General features: G+C 36.8%; 16 protein-coding genes, 5 tRNA genes and 2 pseudogenes. 21 read left to right on the top strand and 2 right to left on the bottom strand.

The features are described 5' to 3' along the window. Window positions 1–10: 10 nt before the first annotated feature. From MLC44_RS01670 to MLC44_RS01715, 10 genes and pseudogenes are all read left to right on the top strand, one after another. A complete protein-coding gene (locus tag MLC44_RS01670; protein WP_346389239.1) occupies window positions 11–1,306 on the top strand; it encodes an HlyD family type I secretion periplasmic adaptor subunit in 1,296 nt (431 codons plus the stop codon). Continuing rightward, complete coding sequence (locus MLC44_RS01675) at window positions 1,296–2,585, top strand: TolC family protein (RefSeq protein ID WP_151901169.1); 1,290 nt, start codon at window positions 1,296–1,298, stop codon at window positions 2,583–2,585. The genes MLC44_RS01670 and MLC44_RS01675 overlap by 11 nt, the downstream gene beginning before the upstream one ends. Window positions 2,586–2,587: 2 nt before the next feature. Continuing rightward, complete coding sequence (gene gmd / locus MLC44_RS01680) at window positions 2,588–3,625, top strand: GDP-mannose 4,6-dehydratase (RefSeq protein WP_434658189.1); 1,038 nt, start codon at window positions 2,588–2,590, stop codon at window positions 3,623–3,625. Window positions 3,626–3,628: 3 nt separating this feature from the next. Beyond that, on the top strand, window positions 3,629–4,507 hold the full coding sequence (locus MLC44_RS01685) for an NAD-dependent epimerase/dehydratase family protein (protein ID WP_346389240.1): 879 nt from the start codon (window positions 3,629–3,631) through the stop codon (window positions 4,505–4,507). Between the two features lie 153 nt (window positions 4,508–4,660). Next, window positions 4,661–5,752 carry a glycosyltransferase gene (locus MLC44_RS01690; RefSeq protein ID WP_346389241.1) on the top strand — a complete coding sequence of 364 codons (1,092 nt, stop codon included), beginning with the start codon at window positions 4,661–4,663 and terminating at the stop codon, window positions 5,750–5,752. After that, complete coding sequence (locus MLC44_RS01695; RefSeq protein WP_346389242.1) at window positions 5,749–7,041, top strand: exopolysaccharide biosynthesis polyprenyl glycosylphosphotransferase; 1,293 nt, start codon at window positions 5,749–5,751, stop codon at window positions 7,039–7,041. The genes MLC44_RS01690 and MLC44_RS01695 overlap by 4 nt, the downstream gene beginning before the upstream one ends. Further along, entirely contained in the window at window positions 7,038–8,231 is a 1,194-nt protein-coding gene (locus MLC44_RS01700; protein WP_151901164.1) for an O-antigen ligase family protein, read from the top strand. Before MLC44_RS01695 ends, MLC44_RS01700 begins: the two co-directional genes overlap by 4 nt. Window positions 8,232–8,235: 4 nt before the next feature. Further along, the gene (locus tag MLC44_RS01705) at window positions 8,236–8,556 is read left to right on the top strand and encodes a thioredoxin family protein (protein ID WP_151901163.1); all 321 of its coding nucleotides are present in this window, start codon (window positions 8,236–8,238) and stop codon (window positions 8,554–8,556) included. A 91-nt stretch (window positions 8,557–8,647) separates the two neighbouring features. Further along, on the top strand, window positions 8,648–9,157 hold the full coding sequence (locus MLC44_RS01710) for a PAS domain-containing protein (protein WP_434658195.1): 510 nt from the start codon (window positions 8,648–8,650) through the stop codon (window positions 9,155–9,157). 637 nt (window positions 9,158–9,794) lie between these two features. Continuing rightward, window positions 9,795–10,589: pseudogene (locus MLC44_RS01715) on the top strand (methyl-accepting chemotaxis protein); the annotation flags it as partial. Here the strand turns inward: MLC44_RS01715 and MLC44_RS01720 are convergent. Beyond that, window positions 10,579–11,327 (bottom strand): annotated as a pseudogene (locus MLC44_RS01720) (TrmH family RNA methyltransferase). The pseudogenes MLC44_RS01715 and MLC44_RS01720 overlap by 11 nt on opposite strands. Before the next feature lie 12 nt (window positions 11,328–11,339). Then, complete coding sequence (locus MLC44_RS01725) at window positions 11,340–12,068, bottom strand: YaaA family protein (RefSeq protein WP_434658198.1); 729 nt, start codon at window positions 12,066–12,068, stop codon at window positions 11,340–11,342. Between the two features lie 86 nt (window positions 12,069–12,154). On the opposite strand from MLC44_RS01725, the gene MLC44_RS01730 reads away from it, so the two are divergent. The 11 genes from MLC44_RS01730 to rplK all read left to right on the top strand — a co-directional run bounded on the left by MLC44_RS01730 (window position 12,155) and on the right by rplK (window position 16,550). Beyond that, the gene (locus tag MLC44_RS01730; RefSeq protein ID WP_434658200.1) at window positions 12,155–12,928 is read left to right on the top strand and encodes an MBL fold metallo-hydrolase; all 774 of its coding nucleotides are present in this window, start codon (window positions 12,155–12,157) and stop codon (window positions 12,926–12,928) included. Between the two features lie 55 nt (window positions 12,929–12,983). Next, window positions 12,984–13,060: transfer RNA gene (locus MLC44_RS01735), tRNA-Thr, on the top strand. A 60-nt stretch (window positions 13,061–13,120) separates the two neighbouring features. Beyond that, a tRNA-Tyr gene (locus MLC44_RS01740) sits at window positions 13,121–13,205 on the top strand. 7 nt (window positions 13,206–13,212) lie between these two features. After that, window positions 13,213–13,288 (top strand) — tRNA-Gly (locus MLC44_RS01745). A 153-nt stretch (window positions 13,289–13,441) separates the two neighbouring features. After that, a tRNA-Thr gene (locus MLC44_RS01750) sits at window positions 13,442–13,516 on the top strand. 90 nt (window positions 13,517–13,606) lie between these two features. Then, window positions 13,607–14,806, top strand: a complete 1,200-nt coding sequence (tuf, locus tag MLC44_RS01755) for an elongation factor Tu (RefSeq protein WP_151901157.1) — start codon at window positions 13,607–13,609, stop codon at window positions 14,804–14,806. A 45-nt stretch (window positions 14,807–14,851) separates the two neighbouring features. Continuing rightward, entirely contained in the window at window positions 14,852–15,004 is a 153-nt protein-coding gene (rpmG, locus tag MLC44_RS01760; RefSeq protein WP_151901156.1) for a 50S ribosomal protein L33, read from the top strand. Between the two features lie 143 nt (window positions 15,005–15,147). Beyond that, window positions 15,148–15,223: transfer RNA gene (locus MLC44_RS01765), tRNA-Trp, on the top strand. Window positions 15,224–15,294: 71 nt separating this feature from the next. Beyond that, complete coding sequence (secE, locus tag MLC44_RS01770) at window positions 15,295–15,474, top strand: preprotein translocase subunit SecE (RefSeq protein ID WP_226067579.1); 180 nt, start codon at window positions 15,295–15,297, stop codon at window positions 15,472–15,474. A gap of 10 nt (window positions 15,475–15,484) precedes the next feature. Then, the gene (nusG, locus tag MLC44_RS01775) at window positions 15,485–16,012 is read left to right on the top strand and encodes a transcription termination/antitermination protein NusG (protein WP_418640972.1); all 528 of its coding nucleotides are present in this window, start codon (window positions 15,485–15,487) and stop codon (window positions 16,010–16,012) included. A 112-nt stretch (window positions 16,013–16,124) separates the two neighbouring features. Then, the gene (gene rplK, locus MLC44_RS01780) at window positions 16,125–16,550 is read left to right on the top strand and encodes a 50S ribosomal protein L11 (RefSeq protein WP_151901153.1); all 426 of its coding nucleotides are present in this window, start codon (window positions 16,125–16,127) and stop codon (window positions 16,548–16,550) included. The last annotated feature ends 21 nt before the right edge of the window (window positions 16,551–16,571 follow it).

Genomic DNA, 16,571 nt, shown 5'->3' on the forward strand with positions numbered 1-16,571 from the left:
GGATAAGAGTATGCAAAAAAATCAAGAACATGAGTTACCACCACACGATACAGCAAAAGTAATCAAGTATGGCCTGTTTATACTGCTGTTAATGGTTGCGTTGCTGGTATGGGCAGCATTTAATCCGCTTGAAACATCTGTGGTTGCTCCGGGAAAAGTTTCTGCGGGAGTTTATAAAAAAACTGTTCAAAATCAGTATGGCGGTACAATAAAAAAGATTTATATAAATAATGGTGACAAGGTACAAAAAGGTGATCTTCTTATCAAACTGGATGATGTGGAAATAAAGTCAAAACTTGCTATCGCAAAAGCGAAATATCAAGAAACCATTGCGCTTGTAGCTCGACTCGAAGCACAGAAAGAGGCAAGAGAAAAGATAGATTTTCCAAAAGAGCTGCAAAATCAAAATGCACGAAGTACTCAACTGAAAATATTTAATGTAACGCATAAAAGCAACAACAAAGAGAGAGAAATTACCAAAAACAGAATAACTGAACTTGAAAATCAGATGAGCAGTCTCTCTTCAATGGTAGCAAGTAAAAAACAAAACCTGGAGGCTGTTGCCGAAGAAATAAAAGAACAAAAAGAACTTTTTAAAGAACGGCTTGTAAGCAATGAACAAATACGAAAACTGCAAAAAACATACAACAGTTTACAGGGTGAAATTCTCAGTAACTCTTTTGATATGGCAAAACTGAAAGAACAGATAGTCGAAGCAAAAAATCAGCAGTTGTTAAGAGAAAAAAAGTTTCAGCAGGAAATATTGGAAAAATATGCAAAAGCCAAATCGGATGAAGCAGATTTGCGGTCTCAAATCATTGCTTATGAGGATAAGCTGCGCAAAACAAATATCAATGCACCCATCAGTGGAACAGTGGTTGGTCTGAATATACATACAGTAGGCGGTGTTATAAAACCGGGAGAAGAAATTTTAAGTATTGTGCCTCAAAATGAACACCTGATTGTAGAAGCACAGATTCAGACAAAAGATATCGACAAAGTACATAGAGGGCTTGAAGCAACATTGAAGTTTCCGGCATTTAATGTCGCACAGCTTGACATAGTAAAAGGGAAAGTTATTTATGTTTCGGCAGACAGTTTTACGGAAAAAAGAAATGGCACATCCTACTATATTGTGAAAATAGAAGTTACAGATGCGGGGAAAAAAGAGTTGGAAAGTAAATCAATAGTACTTTTACCGGGGATGCCTGCTGAAGCAATGATAAATATAGGACAAAGAACTTTTTTAAGTTATATTGTCAAGCCTTTTAGAGATATGCTCGGGAGAAGTTTCAATGAAGAATAAAATATATGCAGGTATATTGCTTTTTATTGTTGCAGGTTCCCTAAATGCAGAAGTGCTGACCTTTTCGAGGGCCTACAATCTGGCTTTGGAAAATTCACATGCAGTCAAGTCATCAAGTTACATGTATCAGTCAGAAATACAAAAGCTAAAAGAGGAAAAATCTGCTCTTTATCCGCATTTGAATCTTTCTGCATCATATAAAAAGGCGAGATACTATGCTACGGATGTCAGCAAACAGACGGTAGCAAACTATGCACTCTCTTTAAAGCAAAGTATATATAATGCAGGAACTTATGCGAGAATCAATCTTCAAAAGCAGCGTGAAAAATATGCTGATATTGATGTAAAACAGAAAAAAATAGCATTGACACAGGATACAATGCAAGCATATCTTGATGCCATGCGTTCTGATGCAAAAATAAAACTTTTAGAGTCCCAGATAGCATACACCCGTTCTATGCAGACAAAAATACAAAAACAGTTTGTGATGAGACTTTCAGACAAAGTAGATTTGTTAGAGATGCAGGTAGAATATAATTCGGCAAAAATAGAGCTGGATAAAGAAAAAAAAACATATAAAACGTATGTGCAAAAACTGCAAGAATACACAGGGAAAAAGAGTATTGAAATACCACAAATAAAGTTACACAAAGATATGCAGCCCCTTTTGTACGATATGCAAAGAGCTGCGAGCGGTCAGGTAGAATCTGTGGATGTAAAACAATCAAATATAGTGCTTAAAATGAAAGAGTATGAAATTAAACAGGCAAAAGCAGGGTATTATCCCAAAATAGACCTGGATGTAGTCTATTCTAAATCTGATATGAATTCTCTGACAATTCAAGATCCTTTTGTGAAAACAGAGTATGCAGTAGTGAGTTTAAGTATGCCATTGTATGACGGTGGATACAATTCCGCTGCTGTTGAAGTGGCAAAACTGATAAAACAGGCAGCTTATGAAGACTTGCAAAATACAAAAAAAGAGGTCAATATGAAGTATGAAAATGCGCGTTCTCTTTTTTACTCTTCTATGGACTCTGTGAGTCTGTATGCCGAAGCACTGAAGTCTGCACAGCAGTACATTGATGCGGTAAAGATAAAATATGACAGAGGTTTGAGCAGTATTATTGAGTATAACAAAGCAAAACAAAAACTCTATAATATACGCTATAAATATATCAATAACTTGTATGATATGCTACAATCCTATATAAAGATTTTGGCTGATACAAATAATATGAAAAACATTGAAATACTGGATAGATTTTTAAAGGACTGATTTTGAAGAAAAAAGCAATTGTAACAGGAATTACAGGGCAGGACGGCGCTTATTTGGCAGAGTTGCTACTCCAAAAGGGCTATGAAGTGTATGGAACATACAGACGTGTATCGTCTGTCAACTTTTGGAGAATAGAAGATTTGGGAATCGAGAATCATCCGAATCTGCATTTGATTGAATATGATTTGACAGATCAGGCAAACAGTATCCGAATGGTAGCTGAGATTAAGCCGGACGAAATCTACAATCTTGCGGCACAGAGTTTTGTAGGTGTTTCTTTTGAGCAGCCTCTTGCAACTGCACATATCACAGGACTTGGGTGTGTGCATCTGCTTGAGGCAATTCGTATCGTAGATAAAAGTATAAAATTTTATCAGGCGAGTACTTCTGAAATGTTTGGAGAAGTTCAGGAGATTCCACAGACAGAAACGACACCATTGCATCCAAGAAGCCCTTACGGTGTGGCAAAACAGTATGCGCACTGGATGACAGTCAACTATAGAGAATCCTATAATATCTTTGGCAGTTGTGGCATTTTGTTTAATCATGAATCTCCTTTAAGAGGACTTGAATTTGTAACAAGAAAAATCACAGATGCAGTTGCAAAAATAAAACTTGCAAAACTGGAGTGCCTGGAGCTTGGAAATATGGATGCAAAACGGGATTGGGGGTATGCGAAAGATTATGTCGAGGGAATGTACCTGATGCTGCAGGCAGAGCAGCCGGATACTTTTGTGCTGGCAACAAACAGAACAGAAACAGTCAGAGATTTTGTTACCATGGCATTCAAAGCAGCAGATATTGAGCTTGAGTTTCAGGGAGATGGAGAAAATGAGGTGGCAATTGACAAAGCAACAGGTAAAACTGTTGTTCGTGTAAATCCGAAATTTTACAGACCGGCTGAGGTGGATTTGCTCATAGGTGATCCTCAAAAAGCAAAAAACATACTTGGATGGGAACCAAAAACAACACTCGAAGAGCTTTGCATGATGATGGTTGCAGAGGATTTAAAACGCAATAAAACAGGTTTCAAGTTTTAAAGAATGAAAAAAGTTTTAATAACAGGCAGTGACAGTTTTACAGGAAAACATTTGGCACACTATCTTGAGAAACATGGGTATGATGTTTATGGAACTTCTCTCTTTCACGAGAATGAAAAACAGTTTCAGTGTGACATAACCGACAAAAATGCCATTGAAAAAGTTTTGCAGGCTGTGCAGCCTGAGTATTTGATTCATCTTTCGGGTATCTCTTTTAGTGCACACGGCAACAGTGAAGATTTTTATAAAGTAAATACTGTCGGAACAACAAATATTTTAGAAGCCTTATGTCAACTTGATACAAAACCTGAAAAAGTAATACTGGCAGGCAGTGCAACAGTCTATGGCAATCAGGGTATTGGCGTTTTGGACGAGTCTTTATGTCCAAAGCCTGTAAACCATTACGGTGCGAGCAAATACGCTATGGAGTGTCTGGCACAAAACTATTTTGAAAAATTACCCCTTATCATAACCCGTCCTTTTAACTATACAGGAACAGGGCAGGCAGAAAATTTTTTAATACCAAAAATAGTCAGTCACTTTAAAGCGGGCAAAAAGAGTATAGAACTCGGCAACTTACATGTAAGGCGTGAATTTAACGATGTCAGTTTTGTGTGTGAAGTATACAAAAGGCTTTTGGAATCCGAAAAAAAATCCGAAATACTCAATATATGTTCCGGAAGAGGAATAAAGCTTTTGGATGCTATAGCAATGATGAATAAAATTGCCGGATATGAAATTGAAGTCAGAATAAACCCTGCTTTCGTCAGAAAAAATGAAATCGAATCTTTAACAGGTTCTGCAGAAAAACTTTTTTCTGTTGTTGGTACAGTACAACAAAAAGAGTTTGAAGATACTTTGCGAGATATGTTTGAATCCTAAAATATTAGTTGACGCTGTTGCATTGCTTTCTCCGTTAGAAATTTTAGGGGATTAAAAAATGCTTATTGACAAAGGTTTGCAAAGAGTAAAACAGTTTACATGGGAAAAATCGGCAAAAGAGCATCTGTCAGTTTTCAAAGAGGTACTAAAGCAGTGAAAACAGCAATAGTACATGACTGGCTGGTAACAGATGCCGGTGCAGAGAAAGTTTTGCAAGCTGTTTTGGAGATATATCCAGATGCCGATATTTTTAGTCTGGTGGATTTTTTGGATGAAAAGGAGAGAAAAAATGTGTTACACGGCAAATATGCGTACACTTCTTTTATACAAAAATTTCCCTTTGCAAAAAAACATTTTCGTAACTATTTGCCACTTTTTCCGGCCGCAATTGAAAGTTTTGATCTGCAAAAGTATGATCTTGTCATCAGTAGTTCCTGGGCAGTTGCCAAAGGCATCAAAAAGAGTAAAAACCAAATGCATATCTCCTATTGCTATACGCCTGTTCGGTATGCCTGGGATTTATATGATGAATATACAGGAAGCTTGAAACAGCCAAAAAAGTTTTTGGTGCAGGCAGTTTTGCAATACATTCGCAGGTGGGATCTCAAAACACTGAATCGAGTCGATTACTTTATAGCCGATTCAAAATTTGTACAGCAGAGAATCAAAAGAATTTATAGCAGAGATTCTGTTGTAATATACCCTCCGGTAGATGTAGAGACTTTTACTTTGTGTCAAAACAAAGAGAATTTTTATTTGAGTGCTTCAAGACTGGTACCGTATAAAAAAACAAAACTGATAGTAGAGGCATTCAATGCCATGCCTGACAAAAAACTTGTTGTGATAGGTGAGGGGGAAGAGTACAGTGCCATAAAAAAAATCGCAAAACCCAATATAATACTTCTTGGCTACCAGGAAAAACCGATACTAAAAGAGTACATGCAAAAAGCAAAAGCTTTTGTATATGCGGCGGTAGAGGACTTTGGCATTGTTCCTGTAGAGGCACAGGCATGCGGAACGCCTGTGATTGCTTTAGATGAGGGTGGTACGCATGAAACAGTTTGTGAGGGTATTACCGGCATCCATTTTAAAAAACAAACAGTTTTGGATATAATTGAAGCAGTAGAGCGTTTTGAAAATATGGGCTTTGATGCAAAGCTTATATCCAAACATGCACAGATTTTTAATAAAAAAAGATTTAAAACAGAATTTCAAACTTTTGTAGAAAAAAAGCTGGCAAAATGAAAACTTACATCTCCAATATGATAATTATTAGTATTGATTTGCTTGCTTTGACAGTGCTGTTTTACATCACTGCTTTTTTCTTTCCTCACTCCGAAGAAATTGCTTTGGGGGATTTTTTGTTTATTATGTTTATTATTTTTATTTTATTTGTATATGAAAAAATTTATACGCTCCATTATGATTTTTGGCAGGAAACCTATAAAATTTTAAAGTCCCTTGTTTTGGCATTTTTTCTGGTGATGGCGATATTGGCACTTTTAAAAACTTCTTTTGCGTATTCAAAAATATTTATTACTACCTACTTTTTTTTGGGTCTTTTTTTACTGCCGGTGGTAAAACGGCTGGAAAAAAGAGTTCTTTATTCGTTTGACTGCTTTAAAAAAAATGTTTTGCTGCTGGGGAATACGGTACAAATCAGAACACTAAAAAAAGAGTTTCAAAAAAACTGGTATTTGGGAATGAAAACAAATAAGAGATTTTATGATATTGTGATTATTCCTTCAAAGGGTATGAACCCCCAGGAGATGGACAACACCATCACCAAATATCTCAATGAAAAAAGTGCTGTTTATGTTGTTCCCTATGTGACAAGTATTGATTTCGCAAATTCCGTGATTATGGATTATACCAATGTTCGGGTAAATACCATTCGTATAGAGAACAAACTGCTTTTAAAGCAAAATGTATATATAAAGTATATTTTTGATTATCTCCTGGCATTTGCAGTATTGCCGATATTTCTGTCTGTGCATTTTTTTGTCGCTTTGGCTGTTTTATTGGAATCGAAAGGAAAAATCTTTTTTAAACAGGAGCGGTTAGGGAAAAATAACAAAATTTTTAAATGCTACAAGTACAGAACAATGTATGAAAACTCTGATGCACTGTTGCAACAGTATCTTACAGAACATCCCGAAGAGATTGCCTACTATGAAAAATATCATAAATATAAAAATGATCCGCGTATAACAAAAGTAGGGAAATTTTTACGAAGCAGTTCTCTTGATGAACTGCCTCAGGTTTTGAATGTGTTGCAAGGGGAGATGAGCTTTGTCGGACCCAGACCGTATATGCTCAGTGAAGCAGAAAAACTTGGAAAACTGCGAGAACTTATTTTAAAAGTAAAACCCGGCATTACCGGGTTATGGCAGGTAAGCGGCAGGAATAATTTGACATTCAGACAAAGAAGCGAACTGGAAGTCTGGTATATCAAAAACTGGTCTCTGTGGGCTGATCTTGTAATTTTGGTCAAAACGGTAAAAGTTGTTTTAGCAAAAGTTGGTGCTAAATGACAAACAGGTATATCAATTATTTAATTATTCTTTATGCATTCAGTTTTCCGGTATCAAAAGCAGCTGTGAACATTTTAGAAGCAGTCATACTGCTTTTGTGGATATACGAGGGAAACTGGAAAGAAAAACTGAGACTTTTACAGTCGAGTCTCTTTATCAGAGTGTTGGGACTGTTTCTGCTTTACAGTCTGCTGTCTGTTATGTGGGCGTCAGATACCGAATTCGCATTGCAATATATCGGAAAATACCATCATTTTTTATTGATACCTGTGGTATATACTGCATTGCAAAAGAGATACATTCCTTATGTTTTTTCAGCTTTTGTACTCAGTGTGTTTGTGAGTGAACTGATGTCCTATGGCATTTTTTTTCATCTTTTTACCTATAAAGGGGCAACAGCTCAGTTCCCGACACCGTTTATGCACCATATTACCTACAGTGTGATTTTGGCGTTCACAGGTACAATTCTGCTTACAAATGTATTTACAGCAAAAGAGTATAAATACAAATTTTTTAATATACTCTTTTTTATTACGGTCACTGTAAATTTATTTATCAACGGCGGAAGAACAGGACAGATTGCTTTTATGGCTTTGATGGCACTGTTGCCTTTTTTATTGATAAAGCATAAAATAAAAGCGGCTGTTTTGGCTTTTTCTATTATATTTACAAGTTTTTTTCTTGCCTATACATACTCCGATAATTTTACTGTACGGATAGATCAGTTTAAAAAGGGAGTGACAAAAATATTTAATAACGATGACTATACAGACCAGGGAGGTATGCGGGCTGCCTTGTGGATAGTCGGGGCAGACCTGTTTATGCAGCATCCAGTAACAGGAACGGGAATAGGCAATGCAATGAAAGAGGCAAATTTGGTGGCTTCCCAGCACGGCTTTAAGCATAGAAACATGAACGAATTTGCTGATTATCACAATATGTTTCTCAATGAAGCAGTAGAACTTGGCAGTATTGGTCTGTTGCTTGTTCTTTTTATGCTGTATGCCCTGTTGAGACTTAAATTTGCAACACAACAATACTTTATACTCAATACTATGTTTGTATTGAGTTTTATCATTTTTTCAATGACACATAACACATTGCATCTAATGAATCCCATGGTCTTTTTTGCTTTGTTCAGCGGTCTTTTTTTAGGAATATCAAGAATAGAAAATCATCAGAAAGGATAAATTTATGAACACAATAGAAAACATAGAAAAAACAATACAAGAAAATCCGGCAGTAATGCTCTACTTCTCTGCGCCTGCATGTAACGTATGCCATGCGCTCAAACCAAAACTGCTCGAAGCGATAGATAGAAATTTCAAAGAATTTACCATTGTAACTGTTGATATTTCAGTTGAGCAGGAAATAGCGGCACATTTTAGTGTTTTTGCAATTCCTACGATACTCGTTTTTTTGGACGGCAGGGAATTTTTGCGAAAATCCCGTCATATGAGTGTGGATGAGGTTATTCGGGAGATACGCCGTCCTTATGAAATTATGATCTCTTAATATCCTTTTGTAATATTATATAAAATAATACAATGTTTGTAAGCTTCTTGTAACCTTTTTAACATATAATTATCTTTTGAAAGGATAAGCAGTGAATAAAATTGTTCCGAGAAATAACGAAATAACACTCACAGAAGATGAGTTTATAGTTTCTAAAACTGATACAAAAGGAAAAATTCTTTACGGGAATAAAATTTTTATAAAGATTTCCGGTTATGAAGAAAAAGAGTTGCTTGGCCAGCCCCACTCAATACTGAGACATCCTGATATGCCTAAGATTATCTTTAAACTGCTTTGGGAGAGACTCAAAGCGAAAAAAGAGATATTTGCCTATGTGAAAAATCTCTCCAAAGACGGTTCCTATTACTGGGTATTGGCAAATGTCACAGTCACTATGGGAAAAAACGGAGATGTTATTGATTACCATTCTGTAAGGCGTAAACCCTCTGCCAGGGCAATGGCGGTCATTCCGGAGCTTTATGCACAGTTGCTGCAGGAAGAAAAAAGGTCAGGAATGGCTGGCTCAAAACAAATGCTTGACGCACTACTCCATGAAAAAAGGACAGGGTATGATGATTTTATCTTCCATTTACAGCACTAAGCAAACACTTTCTCTCTATATGCTTTTAGGTGCCATATTGATTTACACATTGGTTACAGGACAGTATATATTTGCAGGAGCAGTATTTGCCGGACTTATCTCAACATTGCTTTTATCACTCGCATCAGGTGATATCTGCGATAAAATCTTCCAGGATGAGTTGGTTCGACAGATCAGAGATGTGCTTCTCAAGGCTGGCAAAGGAGAGCTTTCTTATAGAATTACAAACATACCCGATACCCATATAATGCAGGGAGTTGCATGGGGAATCAATGATTTGCTTGATCAGACAGAACAGTATATCCGTGATGTGATTGCTTCGATTGAAAATGCAAATGCGGGATATAACAACAGAATAATCTATGAAAACGGATACAGAGGAGAATTTCTTGCATCCATTCCTGCGCTCAACCATGCCATTACGTCTATAGGAGTATCTCACAAAGCTGCACAAAAAACAAATCTTGGAGAAGTTTTTGATGTCAACAGTAATGGGGGTGTGACACGTGGACTGAATATTATTCAAGAAGATATATCTGATAATCTGGACATATTGCAAAGAATTGCACACAGTACACAAGAGACGGCAGCGGAAGCAACAGAGTCCAAAGTTGTGGTGAATAATATTACAAACAGGCTGGAAGAACTTATCACACTTATTACAAATTCAGATGAAGTCATTCGTGCTTTGAATGAGCAGACAGGTGAAATCAATACTATTGTTGATTTGATTAAAGATATTGCAGACCAGACAAATCTGCTGGCACTCAATGCTGCTATTGAAGCAGCGCGTGCCGGAGAGCACGGGCGAGGGTTTGCTGTAGTAGCCGATGAGGTAAGAAAACTGGCAGAAAGAACGCAAAAAGCAACCCAGGAAATCTCTATTACAACCAATACACTCAAGCAGGAAGCAGATGATATCCAAAACAACTCTATGCAGATTACTGATCTTGCAATGCGTTCCCAAGAAGATGTTTCAAAATTTAACAATACACTCAACAGCTTTGCAAACAAAGCAAATGAATCAGCATATGAAGCTGTATTTATGTATGACTCACTCTATACCAGTCTGGCAAAAGTAGACCATATTATACTCAAGCACAAAGCCTACAAGGCGCTTTTAGATGAAAATGAAGCAATGGCAAAAGAGTTTGTTGATCACAATAAATGCAGAATGGGACAATGGTACAATACCGATGCAAAACAGAAGTTTGGACATACAAAAGCCTATAAAGAGCTGGGAAATGTCCATAAGAGAGTCCATGATAAAATATTTGAAGTAATGCGCTGTGTCCCTGAACATACCTGTATTACGAAAGAAAACCAGGATAATGTTATAAGCGGATTTAAAGATATGGAAGAAGCGAGTTTTAAGATGTTTGATCTCTTTAGAGCAATGGTAAGAGAAGGTAACCCCAAGGTTACGCTTTAAAGGCAATCAATGATGCCGTAACAGCAACATTGAGTGATTCTACACCTCTGTTCATGGGAATAGAGACAGAATTATTGCAGAGTTTTTCCACTGCATCACTGACGCCTTCGTTTTCATTCCCAAAACATAGACGGTTTTTTTATCTTCTCTGATATCGTTGAGAACAGTTTTTGCATGGGAGGAGAGCGAATAGATTTTTGCTTCTTGAAGTTGCGGCAATATCTCTTCAAGTGTATTACAAAAGTAGACAGGCAGTTTAAAAAGCGTGCCGGCACTTGCTTTGACAACAAGAGGAGAAATTTTTGCCGAGTTCTTCTTTGGCAGAATGATACCGTCAATATTTCCTGCAGCACACGAACGTATAATCATTCCTAAATTTTGCGGATTTTGTATACCGTCAAGTGCAATGAGTCTGTATTGCTGCAGTTCTTTTATTTTGTTTACATGTAAATATGTTTTAGAAACTATATCAATGGCTACTCCCTGATCCTGTTTCGCATTTTTGCTTATGCGTGAAAGAGCGGCTTTGTTATGTTTCACTGTTTCGATATTACGCTCTTTTGCAAGTAAAAGAATCTTTTTTATTGCTCCGTCAGGTTTGTTTGAATCTGCCAGATGCAGTTTGTGAATTTCAATAGAACTGTCTTGGAGTATTTCTACAACGACATTTCTTCCGTACAAGGTAATGATTTTTTCAAAAAAAGCTTTTTTTTCTTTATACTCTTGAGAGTCTTTCATATTGTGTTTCTCCTATTCTATTATATTGTATACAATTTCTTTTTTTAGTTTTTGCTCTGTAATCTCGTGAACCTGTAAATTTTCTATCTCAAGTTTCATAAAATCATTCAGAGAGTTTACACCGGCTTTTGCAATTTCACGCAAAACAATTCCCCGATAGGCTTTTGCCCAGTGTGAAACTGTTTTTCCGTTTTTTAAAAATTTCAGTGTTGTATGCGGTTGCGTGAGTTTGTAAAATTTATTATAATAGCCTGCCCGTAAATCTAAAATATCATTGCCTCCAAGATATAAATCAAGCTGGTAGGAAAAACGTTCTTTGTAAAATTTATCCGGTGCAATATCACCGATACTGTTTCCCTGTTTGACTTTATAGTTTGCAATCACATCACCACCGAGTACAGGACCGTAAAGATTTGAAAATATAAGAGTATTGTTTTTGAGATGCTCTTGCGCACTTTCATTGAGTTCATCATATTTCAGGTAGTCATAGGCTACACCCTGATAGCGTTCTATCGCACACATCAAAGCAGAATTGTATATGTCGTTTATGTAAGGCCGGCATTCACTGAATTTTTTAAAACCAAAAAGTTGTTTTATTTTTTCTTCATTAGCACTTAATACTATAGTATTATAAGCGTCCAAAATTTCTTTCCTTGCATTTAATGCACCAAAAAGGTCTTTTGCTTTTTCGTTTCCGCCGCTCTTTTTCCCTTCTGATGGAGAAAATAATATTTTTAACATTATTTATATACCTTTGTAAAAACTGTTAATGCAATTATATCTACATAAATGCTATAATATTTCCAAAACAGCAAAAAGTGTATAAAATGTATGAAAACAGCATAAAAATTTTAGGTGCCTATGGAACTAAAGCCAAAGGTTTTGGAACAACATCCTTTATGTTGGATGCCGCAACTGTGATTGATGCCGGAAATCTTTTAAATGCTTTGGCCGAGAACTCTTTACATGTAGAGTATATTTATTTAACACATTCTCACCTTGATCATATAGCTTATATTGTAGACAACTATTTTTTACAAAGAAGAAAAACTTTGCATATCATAGGCTTGCCCCAAACAATACAGGCATTAAAAAAACATTTTTTTAATGACATAATATGGCCGGATTTTTCCAAAATTCCTTTGGAAGGCTCAGAAGAAATGAGCATCAGATACAGAGATGTACATTGTAACGAGAGATATACACTCAATAACAAAACAACTATTATGCCAATTGAAACGGACCATACGGTTCCGAGTTGCGGCTATATTTATAAAGTAAACAACAAAGGTGTACTTATAACGGCAGATACACTCTCTCTTGAAAATATTATAAACAGACTGAACAATGACAGAGAAATAAAGTCGCTTGTTATTGAATGCTCTTTTCCTTCAAGTATGGAAAAACTAGCAAGAGTAAGCAAACACCTGACACCAAAACTGCTTTTTAAAGCATTGCAGAAATTACAAAGAGATGATATAAGACTCTATATTAACCATATCAAACCGTCATATTTAAAAGAGATTACTGAAGAAATAGAAGAATTTGGGAGAAATTTTAGGCCAATTATACTAAAAGACGGTGATTTTATAAATTTCTGAGAAAAACCCTTGACATTGAATTTGTTTTGCACTATAATTCTGGCTCAAATTCGATGCCGACATAGCTCAGTTGGCTAGAGCAGCTGATTTGTAATCAGCAGGCCCGGGGTTCAAATCCTCGTGTCGGCACCATTGAATTTTGAATATTAGAAACAGTGTTAGACCAGAAAAACATTTTATAAATGTACACGTGGTGGGATAGTCAAGTGGCCAACGACGGCAGACTGTAAATCTGCTCCCTATGGGTTCAGAGGTTCGACTCCTCTTCCCACCACCACTCATATGCGGGTGTAACTCAGTGGCTAGAGTTCCTGCCTTCCAAGCAGGCTGTCGAGGGTTCGAATCCCTTCACCCGCTCCATCTGAGATTCTGGAAGCTGAAGTATAATTTCTATCTTACTTCATACAATCTGTATATTTGTAAAATATATATTTATATAGAATATTCTAATCACAAAAAAACTAATATCAAAATAAAAGAATTATTCAATTATTGCTTAATATAATCTCGTTTGCTCTCGTGGCTCAGGGGTAGAGCACTTCCTTGGTAAGGAAGAGGTCGGCGGTTCAAATCCGCTCGTGAGCTCCATTTAAGTAAAATTATGTTTTAATTAAGCAATAATTGAATGATTTTTGGGTATAATTCCATTTCAATTCAAAATTAAAGTCGGAGAACATTATGGCAAAAGAAAAGTTTGAACGTAACAAACCCCATGTTAACATCGGTACAATTGGTCACGTTGACCACGGTAAAACAACATTAACAGCAGCTATTACTGCAGTACTTGCAGTTAAAAATGATGCAAAATTTATGGATTATGATGCAATCGATAATGCACCTGAAGAAAGAGAGCGTGGTATTACTATCGCTACTTCACACGTAGAGTATGAAACAGACAACCGTCACTATGCGCACGTTGACTGTCCTGGTCACGCGGATTATGTTAAAAACATGATTACAGGTGCTGCACAAATGGACGGTGCTATTCTTGTTGTTTCTGCAGCGGATGGCCCAATGCCACAAACTCGTGAGCATATCCTTCTTTCAAAACAAGTTGGTGTTCCGTACATCGTTGTTTTCATGAACAAAGAAGATATGGTTGATGATGAAGAGTTGTTAGAGTTGGTTGAAATGGAAATTCGTGAACTGCTTGATATGTATGAATTCCCGGGTGATGACACTCCAATCACTGCAGGTTCAGCATTAAAAGCTCTTGAAGAAGCAAAAGCAGGTACTTTGGGTGAATGGTCTGAGAAGATTGTTGAGCTTATGAAAACTGTTGATGAGTATATTCCTGAACCAGAACGTGAAACTGATAAAGATTTCTTAATGCCTGTTGAAGATGTTTTCTCAATCTCTGGTCGTGGTACAGTTGTTACTGGACGTATCGAGCGTGGTGTTATTAAAGTTGGTGAAGAAGTAGAAATCGTTGGTATCCGTGATACACAAAAAACTACTGTAACCGGTGTTGAAATGTTCCGTAAAGAAATGGAGCAAGGTGAAGCGGGTGACAACTGTGGTATTCTTGTTCGTGGTATTGCGAAAGATGAAGTTGAGCGTGGTCAAGTACTTTGTAAGCCGGGTACAATTACACCTCACACTAAATTTACTGCAGAAATCTATGTTCTGAGTAAAGATGAAGGTGGTCGTCATACTCCATTCTTCAATGGTTACCGTCCACAGTTCTATGTACGTACTACAGACGTTACCGGAGCAATCACTTTACCAGAAGGTACTGAGATGGTTATGCCAGGTGATAACGTAAGTATTACTGCTGAGTTAATTCACCCAATTGCAATGGAAAAAGGTACTAAGTTCGCTATCCGTGAGGGTGGACGTACAGTTGGTGCCGGTGTTGTTGCAGAGATTCTTGCATAATTAGCCTTTGGCTAATATGCAAAATCCTTTAAAAGGTTCCTTAATATGAGAGAAGCAATACACTTGGGTTGTGAGAAATGTACAAGACGTAATTATCACACAACAAAAAACAAAAAGACTCACACTGAGAAATTTTCAGTACGTAAATACTGTAAATGGTGTAAAGAGCACACAATACACAAAGAGATGAAACTGTAATAACAGTTCATTTTTTTGTAACAAATGAAGGCACTAGTGCCGCGGGCTTCCTGCCGAAGGAAACTCAGCGTTAGCGTAGATATCGGGACTTGTTCCGATGTCGTCACTATTAAATAATTGGTGCCTAAATTTTGTAAAAATTTAGGCGTATAGCTCCAATGGTAGAGCACCGGATTCCAAATCCGGGTGTTGGGAGTTCGAGTCTCTCTACGCCTGCCACACATTTATTATAAGTAGAGCAGATCTGCTTTATTTATAACAAATGACATTTCAATATATGGAAAAGATAGATGAATTTAAGTAAAGTAATAAGTAACGCAAGACTGGAACTGAGCAAAGTTATCTTTCCTACCAAAAGTCAGGTAAAACAGGCATATATAGCAGTTGTTATTGTAGTTTCTGCAATAGCAGCATTTCTTGCATTGGTTGATTTGCTTATGTCATCTATTATGTCTGCAATTTTAGGTTAAGGAGTAAAAAATGGCACATCAATGGTACTCTATACAGACCTATGGCAGTGACAGAACAGTGAGAGATGCAATCTTTAATATGATAGAAGAACATGGTCTGCAGGACCATATTACCGATGTAATAGTTCCTACAGAAGATGTTATTGAAGTAAAAGACGGAAAGAAGAAGGTGAGTGAGAGATCTTTGTATTCCGGTTATGTGTTCGCCCGCATAGATTTAAATACAGAAATTCAGCATATGATTCAGTCAATACCGAAAGTATCAGGTTTTATCGGGGAGGGAAACACGCCTACACCTTTGAGCGAACATGATATTAATGTTATTTTGGATCGTGTGAACAATCGTGCCGCACCAAAACCAAAAGTATTTTTTGATAATGGTGAAACGGTACGTATTATTGACGGACCTTTTGCCAACTTTACGGGAACAGTTGATGAGTATGACCTTGAACACGGCACTCTTAAGCTGAATGTTTCAATCTTTGGCAGAGCTACTCCTGTAGATATTTCTTACACACAGGTAGAAAAAATAATCTAATCAAGAACCCTGCTACGCTAAGGCTAGGTTTTAATTTTTTGAAACTTAACCTTAGCGTAGTAAACTGGACCTCGTTTGGATTACGTAATTAAATAATGAAAAAGGACAAAAAATGGCAAAAAAAGTCATGGATTATATCAAGCTACAAATAGAAGCTGGTAAAGCTAACCCGGCTCCACCAGTAGGACCTGCATTAGGACAACGTGGTGTTAATATCATGGAATTCTGTAAGGCATTCAATGAAAAAACAAAAGATAAAATGGGATTCAAAGTTCCTGTTATTATTACAGTTTACAATGACAGAAGTTTTTCTTTTGTTACAAAACAACCACCTGCTTCTGAACTTTTAATGAAAGCAGCCGGACTGAAAAAAGGAAGTGACAATCCTCTTAAAAACAAAGTAGGGTCATTAACTCGTGCACAGCTTATGGAAGTTGTAGAAGCTAAAATCGAAGATTTAAATACTGACGATAAAGAGATGGCTGCAAATACTTTGGCTGGTTCTGCCCGTTCAATCGGTATAGAAATCAAAGACTAGTAAAAACAATCATCGACCACA

This window comes from Sulfurimonas sp. NW9 (assembly GCF_051132275.1).
Taxonomy (GTDB): domain Bacteria; phylum Campylobacterota; class Campylobacteria; order Campylobacterales; family Sulfurimonadaceae; genus Sulfurimonas; species Sulfurimonas hydrogeniphila.

Excerpts from the sequence above, each read along its gene's own strand:
- MLC44_RS01670 (WP_346389239.1), top strand. The coding sequence starts at position 11 with ATGCAAAAAAATCAAGAACATGAGTTACCACCACACGATACAGCAAAA.
- MLC44_RS01675 (WP_151901169.1), top strand. The coding sequence starts at position 1,296 with ATGAAGAATAAAATATATGCAGGTATATTGCTTTTTATTGTTGCAGGT.
- MLC44_RS01685 (WP_346389240.1), top strand. The coding sequence starts at position 3,629 with ATGAAAAAAGTTTTAATAACAGGCAGTGACAGTTTTACAGGAAAACAT.
- MLC44_RS01695 (WP_346389242.1), top strand. The coding sequence starts at position 5,749 with ATGAAAACTTACATCTCCAATATGATAATTATTAGTATTGATTTGCTT.
- MLC44_RS01700 (WP_151901164.1), top strand. The coding sequence starts at position 7,038 with ATGACAAACAGGTATATCAATTATTTAATTATTCTTTATGCATTCAGT.
- MLC44_RS01705 (WP_151901163.1), top strand. The coding sequence starts at position 8,236 with ATGAACACAATAGAAAACATAGAAAAAACAATACAAGAAAATCCGGCA.
- MLC44_RS01725 (WP_434658198.1), bottom strand. The coding sequence starts at position 12,068 with ATGTTAAAAATATTATTTTCTCCATCAGAAGGGAAAAAGAGCGGCGGA.
- MLC44_RS01730 (WP_434658200.1), top strand. The coding sequence starts at position 12,155 with ATGTATGAAAACAGCATAAAAATTTTAGGTGCCTATGGAACTAAAGCC.
- tuf (WP_151901157.1), top strand. The coding sequence starts at position 13,607 with ATGGCAAAAGAAAAGTTTGAACGTAACAAACCCCATGTTAACATCGGT.
- rpmG (WP_151901156.1), top strand. The coding sequence starts at position 14,852 with ATGAGAGAAGCAATACACTTGGGTTGTGAGAAATGTACAAGACGTAAT.
- secE (WP_226067579.1), top strand. The coding sequence starts at position 15,295 with ATGAATTTAAGTAAAGTAATAAGTAACGCAAGACTGGAACTGAGCAAA.
- nusG (WP_418640972.1), top strand. The coding sequence starts at position 15,485 with ATGGCACATCAATGGTACTCTATACAGACCTATGGCAGTGACAGAACA.
- rplK (WP_151901153.1), top strand. The coding sequence starts at position 16,125 with ATGGCAAAAAAAGTCATGGATTATATCAAGCTACAAATAGAAGCTGGT.